General features: G+C 27.7%; 28 protein-coding genes. 22 read left to right on the top strand and 6 right to left on the bottom strand.

The genetic code is table 11. The features are described from left to right. Positions 1–29 precede the first annotated feature (29 nt). The 5 genes from AB4Y15_RS09390 to AB4Y15_RS09410 form a co-directional block, all read right to left on the bottom strand. Positions 30–284: a TM1266 family iron-only hydrogenase system putative regulator gene (locus tag AB4Y15_RS09390; RefSeq protein WP_427340006.1), complete on the bottom strand. Its 255-nt coding sequence runs from the start codon at positions 282–284 to the stop codon at positions 30–32. A 323-nt stretch (positions 285–607) separates the two neighbouring features. After that, on the bottom strand, positions 608–1081 hold the full coding sequence (locus tag AB4Y15_RS09395; protein ID WP_427340008.1) for a spore coat protein: 474 nt from the start codon (positions 1079–1081) through the stop codon (positions 608–610). A 59-nt stretch (positions 1082–1140) separates the two neighbouring features. Further along, positions 1141–2265: a bifunctional cystathionine gamma-lyase/homocysteine desulfhydrase gene (locus AB4Y15_RS09400; RefSeq protein ID WP_427340010.1), complete on the bottom strand. Its 1125-nt coding sequence runs from the start codon at positions 2263–2265 to the stop codon at positions 1141–1143. 1 nt (position 2266) lies between these two features. Continuing rightward, positions 2267–2728, bottom strand: coding sequence for an S-ribosylhomocysteine lyase (locus AB4Y15_RS09405; protein ID WP_427340011.1), 462 nt, complete (start codon positions 2726–2728; stop codon positions 2267–2269). A gap of 2 nt (positions 2729–2730) precedes the next feature. Next, positions 2731–3378, bottom strand: coding sequence for a class I SAM-dependent methyltransferase (locus AB4Y15_RS09410; protein ID WP_427340012.1), 648 nt, complete (start codon positions 3376–3378; stop codon positions 2731–2733). A 280-nt stretch (positions 3379–3658) separates the two neighbouring features. Between AB4Y15_RS09410 and phnD the strand changes: the two genes are divergently transcribed. From phnD to AB4Y15_RS09435, 5 genes are all read left to right on the top strand, one after another. Further along, positions 3659–4552 (top strand): phosphate/phosphite/phosphonate ABC transporter substrate-binding protein, encoded by an 894-nt coding sequence (gene phnD / locus AB4Y15_RS09415; protein WP_427340014.1) that lies wholly within the window; start codon positions 3659–3661, stop codon positions 4550–4552. 214 nt (positions 4553–4766) lie between these two features. Next, positions 4767–5534, top strand: coding sequence for a phosphonate ABC transporter, permease protein PhnE (gene phnE, locus AB4Y15_RS09420; RefSeq protein ID WP_427340016.1), 768 nt, complete (start codon positions 4767–4769; stop codon positions 5532–5534). Further along, entirely contained in the window at positions 5534–6280 is a 747-nt protein-coding gene (phnC, locus tag AB4Y15_RS09425) for a phosphonate ABC transporter ATP-binding protein (protein ID WP_427340018.1), read from the top strand. Before phnE ends, phnC begins: the two co-directional genes overlap by 1 nt. 99 nt (positions 6281–6379) lie before the next feature. Next, positions 6380–7729, top strand: coding sequence for a sigma-54-dependent transcriptional regulator (locus AB4Y15_RS09430; protein ID WP_427340020.1), 1350 nt, complete (start codon positions 6380–6382; stop codon positions 7727–7729). A 208-nt stretch (positions 7730–7937) separates the two neighbouring features. Then, a complete protein-coding gene (locus AB4Y15_RS09435) occupies positions 7938–8060 on the top strand; it encodes an LDCC motif putative metal-binding protein (protein WP_278287336.1) in 123 nt (40 codons plus the stop codon). Between the two features lie 35 nt (positions 8061–8095). Here AB4Y15_RS09435 and AB4Y15_RS09440 read toward each other — a convergent pair whose 3' ends face one another. Then, positions 8096–8548, bottom strand: a complete 453-nt coding sequence (locus AB4Y15_RS09440; RefSeq protein WP_427340022.1) for a hypothetical protein — start codon at positions 8546–8548, stop codon at positions 8096–8098. A 186-nt stretch (positions 8549–8734) separates the two neighbouring features. Here AB4Y15_RS09440 and AB4Y15_RS09445 point away from each other — a divergent pair, with 186 nt between their 5' ends. The 17 genes from AB4Y15_RS09445 to AB4Y15_RS09525 all read left to right on the top strand — a co-directional run bounded on the left by AB4Y15_RS09445 (position 8735) and on the right by AB4Y15_RS09525 (position 22342). Continuing rightward, complete coding sequence (locus AB4Y15_RS09445; RefSeq protein ID WP_427340024.1) at positions 8735–9442, top strand: PspA/IM30 family protein; 708 nt, start codon at positions 8735–8737, stop codon at positions 9440–9442. After that, positions 9442–10098 (top strand): hypothetical protein, encoded by a 657-nt coding sequence (locus AB4Y15_RS09450; protein WP_427340026.1) that lies wholly within the window; start codon positions 9442–9444, stop codon positions 10096–10098. Before AB4Y15_RS09445 ends, AB4Y15_RS09450 begins: the two co-directional genes overlap by 1 nt. Positions 10099–10114: 16 nt before the next feature. After that, complete coding sequence (locus tag AB4Y15_RS09455; RefSeq protein WP_427340028.1) at positions 10115–10903, top strand: hypothetical protein; 789 nt, start codon at positions 10115–10117, stop codon at positions 10901–10903. Positions 10904–10914: 11 nt separating this feature from the next. Further along, positions 10915–11133, top strand: a complete 219-nt coding sequence (locus AB4Y15_RS09460; RefSeq protein ID WP_427340030.1) for an SHOCT domain-containing protein — start codon at positions 10915–10917, stop codon at positions 11131–11133. 18 nt (positions 11134–11151) lie between these two features. Continuing rightward, positions 11152–11385, top strand: coding sequence for an SHOCT domain-containing protein (locus AB4Y15_RS09465; protein ID WP_427340031.1), 234 nt, complete (start codon positions 11152–11154; stop codon positions 11383–11385). Between the two features lie 72 nt (positions 11386–11457). Then, positions 11458–12150 carry a response regulator transcription factor gene (locus AB4Y15_RS09470; RefSeq protein ID WP_427340033.1) on the top strand — a complete coding sequence of 231 codons (693 nt, stop codon included), beginning with the start codon at positions 11458–11460 and terminating at the stop codon, positions 12148–12150. Positions 12151–12152: 2 nt separating this feature from the next. Next, positions 12153–13577 carry a sensor histidine kinase gene (locus AB4Y15_RS09475; RefSeq protein ID WP_427340035.1) on the top strand — a complete coding sequence of 475 codons (1425 nt, stop codon included), beginning with the start codon at positions 12153–12155 and terminating at the stop codon, positions 13575–13577. 211 nt (positions 13578–13788) lie between these two features. Beyond that, a complete protein-coding gene (locus AB4Y15_RS09480) occupies positions 13789–14028 on the top strand; it encodes a zinc ribbon domain-containing protein (protein ID WP_427340037.1) in 240 nt (79 codons plus the stop codon). Between the two features lie 16 nt (positions 14029–14044). Continuing rightward, entirely contained in the window at positions 14045–14200 is a 156-nt protein-coding gene (locus AB4Y15_RS09485) for a hypothetical protein (RefSeq protein WP_427340039.1), read from the top strand. A gap of 14 nt (positions 14201–14214) precedes the next feature. Next, positions 14215–15222 (top strand): cytochrome D1 domain-containing protein, encoded by a 1008-nt coding sequence (locus AB4Y15_RS09490; protein ID WP_427340041.1) that lies wholly within the window; start codon positions 14215–14217, stop codon positions 15220–15222. 16 nt (positions 15223–15238) lie between these two features. Next, on the top strand, positions 15239–15448 hold the full coding sequence (locus AB4Y15_RS09495) for a hypothetical protein (RefSeq protein WP_427340043.1): 210 nt from the start codon (positions 15239–15241) through the stop codon (positions 15446–15448). Positions 15449–15499: 51 nt separating this feature from the next. Beyond that, entirely contained in the window at positions 15500–17755 is a 2256-nt protein-coding gene (locus tag AB4Y15_RS09500; RefSeq protein ID WP_427340045.1) for a spermidine synthase family protein, read from the top strand. 225 nt (positions 17756–17980) lie between these two features. Further along, a complete protein-coding gene (locus AB4Y15_RS09505; RefSeq protein ID WP_427340047.1) occupies positions 17981–20437 on the top strand; it encodes a heavy metal translocating P-type ATPase in 2457 nt (818 codons plus the stop codon). A gap of 19 nt (positions 20438–20456) precedes the next feature. Further along, positions 20457–20666 carry a heavy-metal-associated domain-containing protein gene (locus AB4Y15_RS09510; RefSeq protein WP_427340049.1) on the top strand — a complete coding sequence of 70 codons (210 nt, stop codon included), beginning with the start codon at positions 20457–20459 and terminating at the stop codon, positions 20664–20666. Between the two features lie 181 nt (positions 20667–20847). Continuing rightward, positions 20848–21129, top strand: a complete 282-nt coding sequence (locus AB4Y15_RS09515) for a YHS domain-containing protein (protein ID WP_427340051.1) — start codon at positions 20848–20850, stop codon at positions 21127–21129. A 116-nt stretch (positions 21130–21245) separates the two neighbouring features. Continuing rightward, entirely contained in the window at positions 21246–21404 is a 159-nt protein-coding gene (locus AB4Y15_RS09520; RefSeq protein ID WP_427340053.1) for a Spo0E family sporulation regulatory protein-aspartic acid phosphatase, read from the top strand. Between the two features lie 14 nt (positions 21405–21418). Beyond that, positions 21419–22342 carry a hypothetical protein gene (locus AB4Y15_RS09525; protein WP_427340055.1) on the top strand — a complete coding sequence of 308 codons (924 nt, stop codon included), beginning with the start codon at positions 21419–21421 and terminating at the stop codon, positions 22340–22342. The last annotated feature ends 416 nt before the right edge of the window (positions 22343–22758 follow it).

The raw sequence follows: 22758 nt of genomic DNA on the forward strand, positions 1-22758 counted from the left end.
TTTAAGAGAAACTATTTAGAAATATTAAGTTACATTATTTTAACTTTTGTTAATGCTGATTTAACATTTACGCCTTTTACTTTTCCGAGTTTTCCTGTCATAGCACTTATTTCATCAGAAGTTCCATCAACTATCAGAGAAATCACAGAAATATTTTTTTCTCTATACGGTACTCCCATTCTTCCAATAATAATGTTTGCATAGTCGTGGAGTATTGAGTTTACTTTATCTGCATTTTCTATATTTTCTATAACAATACCTACAACGCCTATTCTATTTTTCATAGTACACCTCCTTACAAAAAAACCTCCCGTAAAATACGGAAGGTTTTTACATACACTAGTCAAAAGCCTATTTCTACCATTTACTATACTAAAAATCAACACCATGTAAAGCAACATATAGGCACTATGAAAATCGTGTTATGACTCCTTCCCCTTTTACTCGGAAAATCCTCGTAATTAGGTTGGATTTTTAATTATCCACTATGACGGAAAACCATCATAGCAGAATTATTTGTTACTATTATAACAAATATACAAGCTGTTGTCTATATATTCGAATAATTTAACACATTATAAAAAATGAACTTAATTACTAAAAGAACTTATTTAACATTATACATTCCATGGCTATTCATATAGTCAAAAAGTTCTTTTCCATGCTGTTGTTCGTCTTGTTGTATATGTTGAAGTGCTTGCCTAATAGTTGGATTTACACATTCAAATATTACAGTATCATAAGTTCCAGATACATATTTTTCAGTAGATAATAAATCGCTACATAAAACTTTATCTTTCTGATTATTCATAGTACTTTGTATATTAGTTTGTTGTGTTTGCCCTCCTTGAGGCATAGGTTGTTGATTTGGTTGTGGATGATTGAGATTAGGCTGTTGACCATTGAGTATTTGGTTAATGATGTCATAATGATGTTGTTCTTCAGTTGCAATTTTACTAAATAGCTGCTTTAATTGTGGGTCCTGTGCTTGACTAGCGTAATTTTGATATTTTTTAACGCATGTTTCTTCTTGATTTTTTTGGTCTTCTAAAAGCATTCTTTCTTTTTGACTGAGTTGCATTTGTATTAAATCACCTCCCAATAATAATTTTAAACAAGGAGGTGGAAATTATTCATAAATTATTTTAAGTTTAATGTTAAATCACTAATAATGTCTTCAACATCTTCAATACCTACTGAAAGTCTAACTAATGTATCAGTTATACCTAGTTTAGCCCTAATTTCTGCTGGAATTGAAGCATGAGTCATTTTAGCAGGAACAGAAATTAGGCTTTCAACTCCTCCAAGACTTTCTGCTAGTGTAATTATTTTTAAATTTGATAGTAGTTTATTTAGATATTCTTCATTAACAACTTCGAATGAAATCATTCCACCAAATTTTTTCATTTGCATGATTTTATTTTCATTTGCTTCAATACCTGGATAATATATTTTTTTGACCCATTCTTGTTCTTTAAGCCAATTTACTATTTTTTCAGCATTTTCACAGTGTCTATCCATACGTACATGTAGCGTCTTAATACCTTTAATTAAAAGCCAACTATCAAATGGACCAAGTATTGCACCTACTGAATTTTGAATAAAATGCATTTTACTTCCTAGTTCTTCATTATTTACAATAACTAAACCTGCGACTAAGTCACTATGACCACCTAGATATTTTGTTGCACTGTGAATAACAATATCTGCTCCTAGCTTAATAGGTTTTTGCAGGTATGGAGTCATAAATGTATTATCAACAATAAGAAGTAAATTATTTTCTTTTGCTATTTTAGAAACTTCTTTAATATCTGTTAATTTCATTAGAGGGTTTGTAGGTGTTTCTATATAGATAGCTTTTGTGTTTTTTCTTATATATTTAGATATATTGTTTATATCATTAGTATTAATAAAATCATATTCTAAACCAAGATTTTTAAAAACTTTATCTACAACTCTAAACGTTCCTCCATAAACATCATCACTTAAAATTATATGGTCGCCTGATTTAAATAACATAAAAACTGAAGATATAGCTGCCATACCAGAACTAAATGCAAAACCTCTAAAGCCGCCTTCTAAATCTGAAATTAATTTTTCTAAAGCTTCACGTGTTGGATTACCTGTCCTTGAGTATTCATATCCGCTGTGCTGCCCAACTTCTTTTTGACGATACGTTGAAGTTTGATAAATAGGAACAGTAACTGCTCCTGTTTTTTCATCTCCATCTATACCTCCATGAATTACAAGTGAATTGAATTTCATTTTATTCCTCCTTTTCATATTTTTCTTTAAGACCTTTTAATACTTTCTTAGAATATTCTTTAGCTCCAAATAAAGACATATCTTTATAATTCCCACATTGTACTGGATTTACTGCTGGAATTTCTTTAGCTAATAGAATTTTCTCTAAAGACTTTATAAGTGCATGTGCTACTTCGTTTTCATTTATTTCACCTACTATTATTAGATAAAAACCAGTTCTGCATCCCATAGGAGATATGTCTACAACATTATCAAGTTCTTCTCTAATAAAACCTGCTAATAAGTGTTCTATTGCATGAATAGCTCCAGTAGGTATTGCTTCAACATTAGGCTGTGTAAATCTTAAATCAAACTTTGAAATACTATCTCCTTTAGGTGTTGTAATAACGCCACATTTTCTTACATATGGAGCTTTTACTTTAGTATGGTCTAGTGTAAAGCTTTCAACAATTATATTTTCCATATTTAATAAACTCCTTTTACAGCAGATATTACCCATACATATTTATTCATCTTTTTTAATGAGTACGAGTAATTTAATTCTTTAAATAGAGCACATAAGTTATCTAATAACTCGTAATATTCAGTTCTTAAGTCATTAAGAAGATTAAAGCATTTATTTGATTCTACATATTTTAATAAGTTTTCTTTGTATTCAATAGATTCAAACATTGTATCGGCAATTACTATCTTTCCATTATTATTCAATTTATTGTCAAGATATTCTAAAGATTTCTTTTTTTCATCATAAGTTAAATGATGAAAAGCGTATGAAGTAACTATTGCATCTATTTTTTTATTTATAGGTATTGATAAAAAATGTCCATCTAAGATATTTACATTAGGTAATTTTTCTTTAGCTATTTTTCTCATTTCTTTAGACGGTTCAATTCCAACTATATTTAATTTTTTTTCATAAAGCGCTTTAGTTAAATTTCCTGTTCCTACACCTATTTCAACGATTATACCGTTTTTATCTGCAACTTCATCTGATATATATTTAAGAATATCTTCATAGTTTTCGAAGACTTCTACATATTCATTATTAGTACCGTATACAGTTTCATCGTAAGATTTAGCCCATTCATCAAATAATTTATTAAAATCAGGCATTTTTAACCTCCTCTCAGATTAGAAATTAAAAATTAAGATAAAAGATATTTTTCAGTTTGATTAATATTATAACATAAATACACAAAAACATATAGGAATAGTAGGAATTAGTTTATCATATTTTTTTGTTAGTTTCAATACTAAACCAATTTTTACCTATTGATAAATATTATATTTTTAAAAGCAGTTATAGAAAAAAACTATTAGATATTAATGCTTTTAACAAATATAATAAATATGAAAAATCCGACTAAATTGATAGGGAAAGGTGGAATAACGAATGAAAAAATTATTGTTAATTGTTTTAGTATTGAGTTTAACTTTTTCATTATTAGCTTGTAGTAATATTAATACTAGCATTAATAATGAAAAACAAGTGAGTCAAGAAAAAATAGTTATTGGGGTTATACCAGCTCAGAATCAGGGAAAGATGAAAGCTGCAATGGATAAGTTGGGTAGTTATTTAAGCAATAAGTTGAATATGAATGTAGAGGTTAATGTATATTCGGACTACAATGGTGTTGTTGAAGCTATGAATTATGGGAAGGTTGATTTGGCTTATTTCGGACCTTTAACTTATGTAATAGCTCATGAAAAAAGTAATGCAGAAGCTATAATTACGATGCTTATTAATGGTGAGCCTTATTATTATTCGTACATAATAGTTCCTAATGATTCTCCATATAACAGTATCGAAGATCTTATTAAAGATGTTGAAAATGTCGAGTTTGCTTTCGGAGATCCTAATTCTACTTCAGGATGTTTAATTCCAAGTATTAAGTTTAAGGAACTTGGTGTGTTTAGAAGTGAAACAGATTATGATTTTAAAAATGTAGTTTATACTGGTAGCCACGATGCAACAGCAAAAGCTATAGAAAATAAAAAAATAGATGCTGGGGCTATAGATAGTGCAATATTTGAAATAATGAAGAAAAACAAGGTAATAGATGCAAGTAAATTCAAAGTTATTTGGAAATCTGATAAGTTATTTCAGTATCCTTGGGCAGTAAAAAACAATTTTCCTGTGGAATTAAAAGAAAAGCTTATAGAAGCATTTTTAGAAATTAAGGACCAAGAAATATTAGATGTATTTGGAGCTGATGGATTTACTAAAGCTAATGATAAAGATTACGAGCCAATAAGGAAAGCTGCAAAAGAAGCAGGAAGAATATAACAAAATCTTCGATTTAAATTTAAATAAATTAAGGAAGATTTTGTTGAAATCCATTGCGGAAATTATATTCAAAATTATCCACAAATCAATGCAGTTTATAACGACTCTGGCATGCAAACATGCCAGACAAAGTTTCAATAAAATCAACATTAAATTTTAAAAATATAAGATTTTATTATAATTTCCTATGGATTATAAAAAAGAGGGATTAAGTATGATAAGGCATTTTAATCTTAATAGCAAATATATTATAACAGTTATTATTATATTAGTTTTGATTTGGAGTGCAGTAGGTACAGAATTTAACCCACTGCTTTTTAGAGATTTAGGAAATACTATCGATTTTGTTAAAAAAAGTTTTTTAAAACCTGAGTGGAGTATATTACCTATAGTTATTAAGGAATCTATTACTACTATACAAATAGCAATAATGGGTACTTTTTTAGCCATAATTATTGCGCTGCCAATAAGCTTTTTAGCAGCATTTAATACTACTCCCAACTTATTTTTATTTAATGTAACAAGAGGTTTTTTAAGTTTTCTTCGTTCAGTTCCTGAAATAGTTTTTGCTCTTATATTTGTACCTACAGTTAGTTTAGGTCCGTTTGCAGGAGTATTAGCGCTAACTATCCACAATATAGGGGTTCTGGGTAAGATGATATCAGAAATAATTGAAGCTGCAGACATAGGGCCACAAGAAGCAGTAAAATCTACAGGTGCCGATAATTATGCTGTTATTATTTATGGTATATTACCACAAATAATTCCAATTATTTTATCAAACGCATTTTATAGATTAGAAGTTAGTGTAAGATCCTCTTTAGTATTAGGATTAGTTGGAGCAGGTGGAATTGGGCAACTTTTAAGTATTCATTTTAGGATTTTTCAATACAATAAGGTAGCAGTAGATGTAATAGTCATTATGATAATGGTAGTTATAATTGATTATTTAGGAGGATATATAAGACAAAGGGTGATATAATGCAGCTAGAAATAAAAGATTTGTATAAAAGGTATGATATTAGTCAAGATTATGCTCTGAAAGGTATATCTTTATCGATAGAAAAAGGTGAATTTGTTAGTGTACTTGGATTAAGTGGGTCGGGTAAATCTACACTAATTAGATGTATTAACCGTTTAATAGAACCAACTTTAGGAAATATATTTTTTAATGGAGAAGATATACTTAAGTTCAATAAAAGAAAGTTAAAAAAATATAGGCAAAGGGTAGGAATGATATTTCAAAATTATAATCTAATAGATAGATTAGATGTAATAACTAATGTATTAGTAGGAAGATTTGGGTATAAATCATTTGTTGAGATTTTAAGTAAGAAATTTGATGAAAAAGAAATTGAAATGGCGAAAATAGCATTGAAAACAGTAGAATTAGAAAAATATATGAATGTCAAAGTTAGAGATTTAAGTGGAGGCGAGCAGCAGAGAGTAGGTATAGCAAGAGCGTTAGTTCAAGAACCCGACATAATATTGGGAGATGAGCCTGTTTCTAGCTTAGATCCAATAACTTCAGAATTTGTTATGGAATTACTAAAAAAGATTAACAAAGAAAAAAATATTACCATGATTATAAATCTTCATAGTATTGAATTGGCAAAAAGATTTTCAACACGTATAATAGGTATAAATAAAGGTAAGATAGTATTTGATGGGTCTCCAAAACAATTAGATGAAGAAATGATAAAATGTATATATCTTAGGGAAGATTAAAAATTATTTATAAGTTGTATTAAAGTGTTTATATAATGTATGATAGAATTAAATATATTATAAATACTTGCTTTGATTTTAAAAAAGTAGGTGAATATAGTGAATAAGAGAATTCTTATAGCTGATGATGAAAAAAACATGCTATGGGCTCTTAAAAGGGCATTAAGTAAAGAAGGATATGATATTATAACGGCAGAAAATGGTAAGAAAGCAGTTGAAGTTTTCATAGAAAAAGAACCTAGTTTAGTATTGCTTGATTTAAAAATGCCAGAAATGGATGGTATTGAAGCTTTAAGAAGAATTAAAGAATATAATGCTAAAATACCAGTTATCATTTTAACAGCTCATGGTACTACACAAACGGCAGTAGAAGCTATGAAAATAGGAGCATTAGATTATATATCAAAACCTTTTGATATAGAGGAATTGAAAATAGTGATTAAAAAGGCACTTGACTATAAAAATTTAAATGATGAAGTTAATTATTTGAAAGAAAAAATAAAGGAAAATACTGGAAAGATAATATATAAGAGTGATAAAATGAAAGCAGTTTTAGATATAGCGCATAAAGTTGCTCCGACTGATGCTACAGTTCTAATATTAGGTGAGAGTGGGACAGGAAAAGAGTTGATAGCAAATGCAATTCATGAGTATAGCAAAAGAAAAAATGGCCCATTCGTAAAGATAAATTGTGCAGCATTGCCAGAAAGTTTATTAGAAAGTGAATTATTCGGCTATGAAAAAGGAGCTTTTACTGGAGCTATATCTCGTAAATTGGGGAAATTTGATAGGGCACAGGGAGGAACAATATTTTTAGATGAAATAGGTGAGATAAGTCCTGCTATGCAAGTGAAGTTATTAAGAGTTTTACAAGAAAGAGAATTTGAAAGAGTTGGAGGAATACAGACTATTAAGATTGATACTAGGATAATAGCTGCAACTAATAGAGATTTAAGAAAAATGGTTGAGGAGAATAAGTTTAGAGAAGATTTGTATTATAGACTAAATGTTATACCTCTTTATGTACCTCCTTTAAGAGAAAGAAAAGAGGATATACCGGTGCTTGTAGATTATTTTATTGAAAAGTATTCACGTCAAATGGGCAAACGCAAAATGAGAATAAGTATGAAAGTTTTAGATAAATTTATGCAATATGATTGGAAAGGAAATATTAGGGAATTACAAAATGTAATAGAGAGATGTGTAATTCTTTCATCAGGAGAAGAAATAGAAGAAAATATACTGCCTGATGAGATAAAACGAAAAGAAAATCTTGCTAATACTTATTTTAGTTTACCTGATGAAGGAATTTCATTGGAAGAAGTTGAAAGAAGTTTGATTTTACAAGCATTAGAAAAAACAAATTTCAATCAAACAAAAGCTGCAAAGTTGCTAGGTATTACTAGACATACATTATTATATAGAATGGAGAAATATAATTTGAAATGATAAATTAAACCTCGCTCTTTATGTGCGAGGATTTTTGCTAGTGTTAGAGATTATGTATTATATCACACATATTAAATGTGGATTTTGTAGGATATAATACAATTAAATAAATAGATGTTTGTAATATTCGATAAAATAATTTGGCATGTTATTTGCAAAAAATTTATAAATAGAGAATATATATAAGGAAATATAAGGAGGAGCAACCATGAAAAAGTGGTTTGAAAGATTGCTAAAAAAAATTGAAGAGGCAAATAGAAAGAATTTTGGAACTGGAAGAATGGATTGCTGTGAATTAAATAAAAAAGGTAATAACGAAAGAAAAAAGTGACATCTGGCTATTGATGTCACTTTTTTGTAATTTATTTAAATCGAAGGTTTTCTTTCTAAATATTTTATAATAATTTTACTTATTAAAAAGGTTAAAGGGAATAGTATTAAAAGCTGAATGACAGGTATTAAACCTATGTTTGTGTTTGGGAATAGTGGCATTTTGCTACTATAGCTCCATCTTCCTGTATATAGCGCGCTAATTTCAAAATAAAAGCTTAAAAATAAAGCATACAATCCAATAATAATAAATTCTTTAAAATCCCATTTTTTAATTATCCAATTAATATCATGATTTACTAATACTAATAGTCCATACAATATTAATGTCATAACTATGTCACCAAAAGTTGCACTTGCCATTAATCTTGAGTGGTTACTAAGATTAGTTACATCATAAAAAATTCCACATTGCCAATATTCCCAAGCATATTGAAATAGAAAAGAAATGATTGTTATAACTATGATATTTCGAATAAGTTTTTTCATAGAGCAATCCTCCTTTAGATTATTTACAAAATTATTATATATTAATAAACAAATGAATGAAAGATAGATTTACTGATAAAACTAATGGATTATAAAAAATCAAAAAACTAAAATATTAATTTCATAATTTCTTCACAAGTGAGTTATATAATGAACATAACAAGAGATAGAAAAGGAGGATGTCTAATGGATATATTTACAAGATTAAAATCAATTTTTAATGCAAAGGCTAATGCATTATTAGATGAAATAGAGAACCCAGAGGAAGCATTAGAATTTTCACTTAAAGAAATGAGAGAACAAGTTAGGAAAATTAAAAAGTCATTTTTAGAAGTTGCAACAATAAAAAAGAAGCTAGAGAGTGAACTTGAAGACATAAAAGGTAAAATTAGGCTAGCAGATGAGCAGGCTGAATTATCAATATCATTAGGACGTGAGGATTTAGCAAAAGCTGCATTAGAGAAGAAACAAGATTTAATAGAACAACAAAATAAAATAATCTTAGATATACAACAGATACAGGAAAAATTAAGACTAATTAGAAAGAATAAAGAACAACTAGAAACAAGTATTAAACAATTAGAAACTAAAAAAGAAGAGTTAATTGCAATGAATCGTGCGGCAGATGCACAAATAACAGTTAAAGAAATAATTACAGGAATTTCTAAAGACATAACAGAAATTAACGAACGAATAACAAGAGCAGAAAATAAAATTAGGGAAAAAAATGCAAAAGTATCTGCAATGAATGAACTTATTGAACTAGAGAATCTTGATAGATTAGATGAACTAGACGATTTAGAACAAGAATTAAAGAAAGTTCAAAGAGATGAGAGAATAAAACAAGAATTAGAAAATTTAAAACTAAGGTTAAAAAAAGGAGGTGCTGAATAATGGGTTGTGGTGGATATAGAGGATTATTTAGAGTATTTGATTATTATGAGCATTCAAGAAGATATAGCACATGTAATCCAGATAGTTACAATTACTACGGACAAGACGATACAGATGAAAAATTAATGCTTTTGAAGAAAATGTATGCTGAAGGTCTTATTGATGATAAGGATTACAGTAGATATAAACAGAGAATATATGAGAGGACCATAACTTTTGATGAGTTAGTAGATATACACATAAAACGAATGAACTTAAAAAATAGAGAAACAGATGAAAATGCGAATAATATTAGTCAACAAAAAAACAAATATAAATACAAAATAGACAAATTAAAAGAGTCTAAAGAAAAAATACAAAATGTCCAGAAAAAACTATCATTAAGATTAGAAGAATTTAAAAAAGAAAAAGAAAGAATAGAAGCTTTAGCAGAAACTATGGTTAGAGCAAGTGAAGATGCTGCTGAAGAATATATTCGTATAAAACTAAATGTTGAAGAAAATATACAGAACTTAGAAAAACGAAAAAACGAGTTGCAAAAGGAATTAGATGAAATAGATAATATGATTAAAACTTTAGAAACAAAAGAATTGGAGTTAGAAGCATTAAAATTAAAAGATGAAATATTAAATATAAAAATAGATTTAAACAAGTAAAAAGGAGGTATTTAATATGAAAGTAAATAAAAAAATTACTTGGTCTTTGATTTCAATATTAATAATAACATTAGCAGTTGGGGCAATAGCCCTCGCAGATACATGGCAATATTTTATGTTTAAAGGAGGAATGAATGGGTATAAATATAATACCGTTAACGGGTATAGATGGAATAATGGATATAATGGTATGCCAGGTATGATGAACATGATGGGTATACCAAATGGTTTTTTAAATAATGTAGATAATATGAATGAGAAGATGACATTAGATGAGATTAAGAAAAATATAAACGACTATTTAAAGAATTATGACGAAAATTTAGAAATAGGAGACATATTTGTATTTGAAGATGCAGATTATTATGTATCTATAGAAGAAAAGGATACAGGAAAAGGTGCTATGGAATTGTTAGTTAACCCATATACAGGATATATATATCCTGAACCAGGACCAAATATGATGTGGAATGAAAAATATGGTATGCATGGTCGATTTGGTTTTGGAATGATGGGAGCAGGAATGTGGAACTATAGTAATAGAAATTTTAATATACAAAATATAAAAAAGATTGACAGGAACAAAGCTGTAAAAATTGCAGATGAATATGTAAAAAACTTCATAAATAAAGATTTTTCTGTAGTAAATGAAGGGCATGAATTTTATGGATATTATACCTTCCATGTTAATAAAGGTAAGCAGACTGTAGGTATGTTAAGTGTAAATTATTATACAGGTGATGTTTGGTATCATACATGGCATGGACAATTGGAAAAAGTAATATCTAATCATGAGGAAAAATAGGAGGGATGATTATGATGATGGGTTTTGGCATGGGCTGTGGAGGAATTTTAGGTCTACTTTTATTAGGTATAGTTGTATATTTTATATTTAGATATGCAAATGAAAGAAGATACAATGGAAACTATGGTTATGATAAAAATGATGCTTTAGAAATACTAAAAGAACGATATGCAAGAGGTGAAATTACAGAAGAGGAATATGAAAGAAAAAAGAAAATGTTAATTGATTAATAAAATGGAGGGATTTATATGTGGCATATGTATGGATATGGATTTAATTATGCATGGCTTTGGATGCTCGGTTTTAGTTTAATAAAAATATTAGTTGTTGTAGGTATTGCTATATTATTCATAAAATTAATTAATAGAGAGCATAGTTATAGAAATTCAAGTAGAGCTTTAGAGATATTAGAAGAAAGATATGTAAAAGGAGAAATTAGTGAAGAAGAATATAAACATAAAAAGAAAATTTTAAAGTCTTAACTTATATAATGTCCAGTATTGAAAAATACTGGACATTATAGTATTCTTGTATAAAGAATAAGGGGTGTTATTATGGATTCATTGAAAAAAAATATTCTATTAGTTGATGATGAAGAACAAATAATAAATGTTGTAAGAGCTTATTTAGAAAGAGAAGGCTATAATGTATTTACTGCATATAATGGAAAAGAGGCTTTAGATGTATTTAATAAAGAATCAATAGATTTTATAGTACTCGATTTAATGCTGCCTGATTTACCAGGAGAAGAAGTTTGTAAAAAAATAAGAATCAAATCAGAAGTACCAATACTCATGTTGACTGCTAAAGTTGATGAAATAGATAGAATAAATGGATTAGATATAGGTGCAGATGATTATATGATAAAGCCATTTAGTCCAAAGGAGCTTGTAGCACGAGTAAGAGCAATATTTAGAAGAACTAGTAAGGAGTTTGTGAAAGCTGATGTAATTGAATTTAATGATGGAGATTTAATAATTGACATTAATAAAATGGAAGTTAAAAAGCGTGGAAAACTAATAAAATTGACACCAAAAGAATTTAAATTGCTAACAGTATTGGCTAAGAATCTTGGAAAAGTATTTACTAGGGAAGAACTTATAGATAAAGTATTGGGATACGATTATGAGGGATATGATAGAACTATTGATGCTCATATAAAAAATCTTAGACACAAAATAGAAGATGAAAAAAATAAATATATTATAACAGTATACGGAGTTGGATACAAATTTTTGGAGGATTAGAAATGTTTCGAAAACTGAGGACAAGATTAATATTAATTATTTTAGGAGCAACTTTTCTTTCTATAATATTAGTAAGCATAATAACCAATATAACTCTATTTAGGAAATTTGATATATATATGAAGGATGAACTAACAAATAGGGTTAATGAAATTATTGAACTTATTAAATATACTTATTCAATAGATAATAAATGGACTGAAAAGAATCTGAATAATATCAGTAAGTCACCTCTTATAAACGGTTTTGACATAGCGATTAAAGATCTTGATGGTAATATTATTTTTACACATTATATGGAATCAGATATGCTTGAAATGCATAATGAAATGATGGAAAAAATGGGATATCATATGATGCATAGAATGGATAAATTCATGATGGGAGGTCCAATAAGAACAAAAAATTATGTGACTAAAAGATATAAAATAGAAGTTAATGGTAAAGATGTTGGAATAGTTGAGCTTGGTTATTATGGACCATTTTTAGTATCTGAAAGGGAATTAGAATTTGCAAGGGGAATAAATAATTCAATTATTTATGCTGCAGTAATATCTTTATTTATAGCATTTATACTAGGAATTTATTCTTCTAAGATTATTTCAAAACCTATTCTGAAAATAACAAGAGCAGCTAATGATATACGAAGAGGTAATTTGGATACTAAAGTTTTAATATCTAATAACATAACAGAACTACAAGAACTTTCAAAATCAATAAACCATCTTGCAGAATCTCTAAAAGAGCAGGAAGTACTAAGGAAAAGATTAACTGCAGATATATCACATGAGCTAAGAACGCCTTTAACTATATTACAAAGCCATATCGAAGCAATAAGTGATGGTATATGGGAACCTACACAAGAAAAATTAGATATTTGCAAAAATGAAGTTATAAGATTAATTAAACTTGTAGAGCAATTGAAATATCTAACAGACATAGAGAAACATAAAATTACACTAGAGATTAAAAGAATTAATTTATCTAAATTATTAAATGAAATAATAGAAAGTTATAAATATCAATTCCAAAATAAGAATATTAAACTTAATAGTTCTGTAAAAGAAAATGTCTTTATAAATGCAGATAAAGACAAGGTAAGTCAAATAATTATTAATATACTTTCTAATGCTTTGAAATTTACAAATCCAGGAGGACAAGTAGATGTTGCTTTAGAAGAAAATGAAGAAAAGGTAAATATAATTATTAAAGATACGGGTATAGGAATACCTAAAAAAGATATACCTTATATATTTGAGAGATTTTATAGAAGTGATAAATCAAGAAGCAGAAAAACTGGTGGGGCAGGTATTGGTTTAACTATAGCGAAAACACTTGTTGAAGCTCATAATGGAGAGATAAAAGTTGAAAGCGAGTTAGGTAAGGGTAGTAAGTTTACTGTAATATTTTATAAAAATTTTAAATAAAAAATCAGTCTTACAATTTATGTTTTACTACACTTAGTGTGTAGGATTTCATACATGCATAAAAAATGTACTGATAATCTTTGTGATTATCAGTTTTTTTTTTGAGAACTTTATGAGATAGATTTAATAGATTTATAAAATTTCAATATTTTATTGGTATGAAAATTGCAAGTAATATTACATATACTTCTTGATTAAGGAAGTGATGTTAATGATTTTATTTGCATATTTTGCTTTGGGTATAATTGTTTATTTTTTATCATCAATAGATAAAGAATATAAATTTAGTAAACATAAAGCAAAGTGTATATATTGTAAAAAGGAGGTTGAATATGAGTCGATTTACTGCCCATATTGTAATGAAAAGCTCAAAAAGAGATGCGAAAATTGTGGTAGATTAATAGAGATTAATTGGCGATATTGCCCGTTTTGCAGAAATGATAAAAAATGAAAATTATTAAATTGGATTGATAGTTATAAGTGATAGAACTCAAATAATAACAACAATTTGTAATTCATTGGAAAAGCTAATTGAAGTGCTAAAGATTAGCGAATGGGAAAATAACATTATTAGTTGTTTAGAAGATAAAGTTTTTGAAGTTGGAATAAGGAATATTGAATAGGAAGGAGTATTATTGTGAAAAAGAAAATAAAAGTAGTTTTTATAATGTTAATTATAATAATGTCTATTTCAATAATTTCAGTTAGCTATTTCAAAAAAGAGAAAAAAACCAAATATTTAGCTTATATACCAAACGCTGCAGAAGGTACCATATCTGTTATAGATAGTTTGAGTAATAAAGTTATAGATACAATAAAAGTAGGACAATCAACGTCACATGGTATAGCTAGTACTCCAGATGGTAAGAAAATATACACAGGAAACTTAGAAGGCGGACAAATCTTTATATATGATGTTGATAGCAAGAAGTTAATAAAAACTATTGATACAGGTAGAAACCTTCACGGTATTGATATAACCCCTGATGGGAAGTATGTTTTAATAACAAGTGGAGATTTAAAGGTAGGAAAGATGTATAACTATATACAAATAATTGATACTCAAACTGATGAAATAATTAAAACAATATTATCTAATCAAAATAGTCCAGCACATATTGATTTTAGTAGAGATAGTAAACTTGCATTTGTAACCAATGCTATGTCGAATAGTATAAGTATAATTGATGTGGAAAAAGGTCAAATTTTAGCAAACATTGGTGTTGGTTTAATACCTAATGAAACAGAATTATCGCCCGATGGTAAATATATCTATGTAGCAAATGTTCAAGATGGTTCTATTTCTATAGTTGATATTGAATTAAGAAAACAAATTAAAAAGATACAAGTAGGTCAAGGTACACATAGCATTGCTGTGTCAAATGATGGTAAATATATTTGGACAACTAATAGATTTTCAAATGATGTAAGAGTAATTGACATAGAAAAAGAAAGAGTTATAAAAATAATAAAAACTAATGGACAAGCTAATCATATAGCAGTTTTGCCTAATAGCGATTTTATTTATGTAACAAATTTAAAATCAAATGAGGTATCTATAATCGACATGAAAACATTTGAAATAGTAGATAGTATAAATGTTGGTAGTGAACCTCATGAGATAGAATTCGTAAAAATAAACTAATTAAGGAGGCTTTACTATGTTTAAAAGAAAATATGGACAAGTTAAACACTTATTTATAATGCTATTATCATGTTTGATACCAATAGGATTGTTAGTATTGTTAACCAATTTAGATATAAGGTCAAACGATTATTATTGGATTATATTTTTATTGTGTTCTCTAATGCATGTATTTATGATGATAAGAACATATAAAAATGATAATGAAAATCAACCTAATAATTAAGAAAGTGAGAGAATTGAAGATATAGATTAAAACGATGAAAGGGAGATTCAAATGAATAATTTAAGTAATAAAAATATATTAGAATTATTAGCAATTTTTTTCTTATCAATATCATTGTTTGTATATGAGATGTTGATTACAAGATTATTTTCAACAATATTATTTTACCATTTTGTATTTCTTACAATATCATTAGCTATATTGGGATTATGTTTCGGGGGATTAATTATTTATAAAACTAGAAAAAAATATTCACTTGAAAAACTAGCTTTGACATTAGCTTTTTCCTTTTTTATTAGTATCATTATAATTTATAAGCTACCTTATATGAAGATTTATTTAATCTATTCACTTATAACTAGCATACCTTTTGTTATAGGAGGAATGATATTATCATTAGTATTTTTAAAGTACAGTAGTATTAGCAATAAATTATATTTTGCAGATTTATTAGGTTCTACATTAGGAAGTGTTATTATAATACCTTTAATGGATAATTTGAGTTTTATGAGAACTCTGTTTGTTATTATTATCTTTAGTATACTTTCGGGTGTTTTATTTAGTATTAAGTTTGGAACTAAAAAAATGAAATATATTTTAATATCATTCTTAATATTAACAAGTACATTATTAATACAGAAAAACTTTTTATTAGAATTAGAAAAAAATTTTACTTCTTATCTTACGAGTCCAATAACAGTTATTGAACATATTAGGCAAAATAGTAATGAAGAAGTTAATATAGTATTTTCTAGTTGGGACTCTATTTCTAGAACTGATGTAATAGAGAATAATGATAGAGAAAAAATAATTATAACAGATGGTGGAGCAAGTGCTCCAATGATAAGATTTAATGGCAATCTTGATGATGTAAGTTATTTAAAAGAAGAGATTAATTATTTGCCATTTACTATTGGTAATAATGAAGATACTTTATTGATTGGTTCAGGTGGTGGGAAAGATGTTTTACTTGCAATTTTAGGGGGTAGTAAAAATATAGATGCAGTAGAAATTAATTCTTCAGTAGTTGATACTGTTAATGCTTATAAAGATTTTAATGGTGATATTTATAATTATGAGGGTGTTAATTTATTCGTTGAAGACGGTAGAAGTTTTATTGAAAAGACAAATAAAAAATATAATAATATTTATTTATCAATGGTAATGTCAAAAGCAGTAGGCTATGGTGGTTTAAGTTTAACAGAAAATTTTTTATATACAAAAGAAGCGTTTAAAACTTATTTTGACCATTTAAAGGATAATGGCTATTTAAGCTTTATGTTTCATAGCACGTTTGACATGGTAAGAGGAATCAATACTGGTATTGAAACTCTTTTAGATGCCGGTGTTAATCAAAAAGACATTTTAAAACATTTTATAGTAATTAATAACATAACAAATACGATGGCAGAAAAATATGGAAATAGAATAAGTATGCCTATTGTTATTTTTAAGAAAAAGCCTTTTACAACAGAAGAAATTGAAAATATATATAACGCAGCAGTAAAGCAGGACAGAATTATTATAAATATGCCAGGTATTAAATATATGGATTTATATAACAAATTGGTTTTGGGAAAATCGACGCTTGAAGAAATGTACGATAAATTGTATTTTAATGCAAAGCCTACAACAGATAATAAACCGTTTTTTTATGATTTCAAAAAAGGTATACCTAATATATTACAAACTTTAATTATCTTAATAAGTATAATTATAGTGTTATTATATAGAACTTCTATTCGTAATATACGTAATTTAAGACTATTATTTTATTTTAGTACAATAGGAATAGGATTTATGTTAATAGAAATATCTTTAATTCAAAAAAGCATATTGTTTTTAGGTAACCCAATACGTGCCTTTAGTTATACTATCTTTTCTCTATTATTGAGCTGTGGTATAGGTAGTTATTTTAGTAATAAAAAAATATTCAAAACTACTATTAAACATAGAGATATAGTTTTCGTTTTTATACCTATTTTGATTATGTTTTTATTAATAGCATTGCCTATTATTACAAAATTATATAAGGATTTTAAAGAAATATATAAATTAATAATATTAACAATAACCTTGTTTCCACTTGGTTTTTTTATGGGAATGGCTTTTCCAAAAGGCATTTTAAGATTGAAGGAGAAAGGACAAAAAGAATATATACCACTTATGTTGGGTGTAAATGGAATTATGTCTGTTATGGGTTCTGTACTTTCTTTAATAATATCTATGAATTTCGGTTTTACAATAACTATGCTATTTGGGGCATTAATGTATTTAACAATATTTATATTCAAATTATTAGAATAAAAGTAAAATAATGATTATTCAAATAAGCATTTGAGGAAGAAATAATTTATATGGCCAATAAGTTAAAAAATGATAGATATGATTTTAAATGGGTAATATAAAAATATAGATATACTTGATTAAATAAAAGACATATGTTACACTTAAAACACCCCCCCTATATGGGGAGGGATATTACAAAAATGATTTGTTATATAAAAGGATATAGGAGGAGGGAAAAGTAATATGAGAGAAGCAACGCTAAAAATTAATGGTATGACTTGTGCATCGTGCGCAAAAGCCATTGAAAAAAGTGTAAACAAACTTAATGGGGTAGAAACTGCTAGCGTAAATTTTGCTACAGAGAAGTTAAATGTTAAATTTGATGAATCAAAAGTTAATATAAATGATATAAAAAATGCGGTAAAAGATGCAGGGTATAGTGCTGATGAAGAAGCAGATATTAGAGAAATTACAATACCGATTGCCGGGATGACTTGTGCTTCTTGTGCAAAGGCTATTGAAAGAGAAATAAATAAATTAGAAGGAGTAAAACAAGTAAGTGTAAATTTTGCTACTGAAAGGGCTAGTGTTAAGTATGATCCTTATAAAACAAGGATTTCTGATATAAAAACAGCTATAAAAAAAGCAGGTTACGAAGCACTTGAAGTTCAAACAGAAACCCAAGATGTAGAGAAACAACGTAGAATAAAAGAAATGAATACGCTATGGAGAAAATTTGTAATATCAGCTGTATTTACAGTACCGCTTTTATACATAGCTATGGGACATATGATAGGTTTACCGTTACCAAAAATAATTGACCCATCTATAAATCCATTAAACTTTGTATTAATACAGCTTTTATTAACAATTCCAATAATTATAGCTGGTAATAAGTTTTATACAGTAGGTTTTAAGGCGTTAATTAGAAAGAATCCTAACATGGATTCACTAATAGCTATTGGTACATCTGCAGCAGTTTTATATGGAATATACGGTATATATGAGATTATACAAGGGAATGTACAATATGCAAAGGACATATATTTTGAAACTGCAGGAGTAATTATTACACTTATATTATTAGGTAAATATCTAGAATCTGTTACAAAAGGTAAGACTTCTGAAGCGATTAAGAAACTGATGGGTTTACAACCAAAGACAGCTACAGTAATACAAGATGGAAAAGAAAAAACTATACCTATAGAAGAAGTTGAAGTTGGCGATATAATCTTAGTAAAACCTGGTGAAAAAATAGCAGTTGATGGAATTGTTATAGAAGGACATACATCAGTTGATGAGTCGATGCTTACTGGTGAAAGTATACCAGTTGAAAAAAATGTCGGAGATAAGGTAATAGGTGCAACCTTGAATAAAAATGGGACAATTAAATTTAAAGCTACAAAGGTTGGTAAAGATACTGCATTGGCACAAATAATAAAACTTGTTGAAGATGCACAAGGTTCAAAAGCTCCAATAGCAAAACTAGCTGATGTTATTTCAGGATATTTTGTACCTATTGTAATTGCAATAGCGATTTTATCAGGGTTAGCATGGTATATATCAGGTGCAACACCTGTGTTTGCCTTAACAATTTTTATTTCAGTGCTAGTTATAGCATGTCCTTGTGCACTTGGGTTAGCTACACCAACAGCAATAATGGTTGGAACTGGAAAAGGTGCAGAATATGGAGTATTAATCAAAGGTGGAGAACCATTAGAAACAACTCATAAAATAGATACTATTGTATTCGATAAAACAGGAACCATAACAAAGGGTAAACCAACTGTAACAGATATTGTAACAATAGATGGATTTGATAAAGATGAGCTATTAGTAATTGCTGCATCTGCAGAAAAAGGCTCTGAACATCCACTAGGAGAAGCAATTGTAAAAAAAGCAGAGGAAAAAGAATTGCAATTAAAAAGAATAGAAAAATTCCAAGCTATCCCAGGACATGGTATAGAAGTTATGATAGAAGGTAAAGATATACTTTTAGGAAATAAAAAACTAATGAATGATAGAAATATTGAAATAACGCTTCAAGAAGAATCTGATAGACTTGCAAATGAAGGTAAGACGCCAATGTTTGTTGCTATTAATAATAAGCTAGTTGGAATTATAGCAGTAGCAGATGTTGTTAAGGAAAGTAGTTTAGAAGCTATTAAGAGACTTCATAGTATGGGAATAGAAGTAGCGATGATTACTGGTGATAATAAAAGAACAGCTGAAGCTATTGCTAAACAAGTAGGAATAGATATAGTTTTGGCCGAGGTTTTACCACAAGATAAGGCCAATGAAGTTAAGAAGCTTCAAGAAAAAGGTAAAAAAGTTGCGATGGTTGGAGATGGGATAAATGACGCTCCTGCATTAGCACAAGCTGATGTCGGTATTGCTATAGGTTCTGGTACAGATGTTGCTATGGAATCAGCAGACATAGTGTTAATGAAGAGTGACCTTATGGATGTAGTTACAGCTATTCAGTTAAGTAAAGCTACAATAAGAAATATAAAACAAAATTTATTTTGGGCGTTTGCATATAATGCAGCAGGTATACCAATAGCAGCAGGATTGCTATATATATTTGGAGGACCCAAATTAAATCCAATGTTTGCAGCAGCTGCTATGTCGCTTAGTTCAGTTTCAGTATTATCAAATGCTTTAAGATTGAAAGGCTTTAAGCCAGCTAAAAATAAATAAAAATTTAGGAGGGGTTAATATGAAGAAAACAATTGTTATTGAAGGGATGACTTGTGGGCATTGTGCAGGTCGTGTAAAGAAAGAACTAGAAAGTGTATGCGGAGTTAAAGCTGCTAATGTTGATGTTGCAGAGAAAAAAGCAGTAGTAGAGTTAGCACATGAAGTGGATGACTCTAAATTAATAAAAGCAGTTGAAGAAGCAGGTTATGAAGCTGTATCAATAGAGTAATATAGAGCTCCTTTTACAGGAGCTCTTAAATTGTTGACAAAATCCCTGCATATATTAAATATTTGCAGGGGTTTTGTTAACAATCTTCAGATATAAATTTTATTATTTTAAATTAGAAATTATAAAACTGGCATATAAATTGCAATATTATTTGAATATAAAATTAAAGGAGGAATTAGTTATGAATATATTATTAGCTATAGGATTTGTAGTATTAATGATTTATATGATGAGAATGGGTGGAGGTTGTTGTGGAGGACATTCTCATGAAAGACATATGCAACATAAAAGTAATGGTCATACTATGCATAAAGAAAATCATATGAATTCATTAGAAACAGCTAAAGACCCTGTATGTGGTATGTATGTTAGTAAAACTGACTCAATAAGAAGAACTATTAATGGCCGCACATATTATTTCTGTAGTAGAGAGTGTGAAGAAAAGTTTATTAGAATGAAATAATTTTGTAATACTAAATAATACAGTACTTGTGTTATATGCAACACTTTTATAAAATCGGTGAATAAAATCACATTAAAAGAAAATTTTATTCTATAAGATATGGCGTAAAAGTGGAGATGGATATTGTGTATTTAATATATAGAATATCTATATTAAGAGAAAAACTAAATAAAGCTATTAAAAATCAAGAAGATTATGAAATCATATATAAATTAAGTGTTGGATTAGATCAATTAATAGTAGAATATTATAAATTATATGAAAATAATGGTTAGTATGGGAGGTAGACATGGCAAGGGCACTAAGTATAATAATTACAATAATAATTATTGCATCTTCGTTTATTTATATAGATAAGAAATCTTCCAGTAGAACAAATAATGAGACTTCTCGAACAAAAATTGAGAAAGTCGAACAGACACTTATTCAACAGGATAAGAAATTAGACGATAATAAAGAGTATAATGATAAAAACATAGATAAGAACATAGATAAGAACAGCGAAGTAGAAGATTTAGATATGGAAAATGAAGAAAAAACTTCTGATGAAAGTTCAATTAATATATTAGATAAAAAATATCAGGATAAAACGGATAAAGATGAATATAATGAAGTGATAAAAGAAGATAATCAAGAAATAACAGAACAAGACAATCAAGAAACTGATATAGAAATTGATGAAGAAAATATTTATATAGAAGATATAAATAATAACGATAAAGCAGATTATACTCAAGTAGAGGATCAAATAATAGATGAGGAGCAAATATCTGAAAATAGTTATTATGAAGAAATATACTCTGATGAAAATATAAAATATATTAGAACTGATTTTCAGAATGATGTTTATGTAGATGTTGTTTTTCTAAATTTATTTTTAGATAATGAAAATTTAAAAGAAAATCTGGTATTTGATGTATTTTTAAATACTCATACTTATAATATTTCTGAAAATAACTTAGAACAGAAAATAGTATTAAAAAATGATAAAGGGCTAGAAGTTAGTGAAAATATAGAGTGGCTTCCTGTAGGTATACCTGAAGGACATCATGTTTTTGGTAAATTAATTGTTCCTAGTAAAGTTAACGGACAAAGTCTAATTGACAATAATACAGAGTATTTAAAAATTATTATGACAGATGTAGCAGGTGCAGAGGAAAGAGTTTTTATTTGGACCAAAGAAGAGGTAAATTTCAAAAGTTTGGTTAAATAGTTTGGGTTAGATTTCAAGTAAAGTTTACGAAATTTAAAGTTTGGTTTAGTTTTTATACTAAATTTTTGCCGTGCATTTGCTTTTATTTCTATAATTTTAATTATAAAGTTTATTAACAGTTTGAGGATAGATTATAAGTCTGTCCTTTTTATTTTGTTAGGGAATTATAAAGTTTATGTATTATAATAACTATTAGAGATATTTTTTATAATCCATAGGGAATTATAATAAAATCTTATATTTAATAAAAAAATTAATGTTGATTTTATTGAAACTTTGTCTGGCATGCTTACATGCCAGAGTCGTTATATACCTTGTTAAATTGTGAATAATTTTGAATATAAATTCCGTTTATAGATATAGGTAAAATCATCTTTATAATTTATTTTAAATCGAAGATTTTGTTCTATTAAAGG

Origin of the sequence: Caloranaerobacter longqiensis, assembly GCF_050286925.1 — a bacterium.
GTDB lineage: Bacteria > Bacillota > Clostridia > Tissierellales > Thermohalobacteraceae > Caloranaerobacter.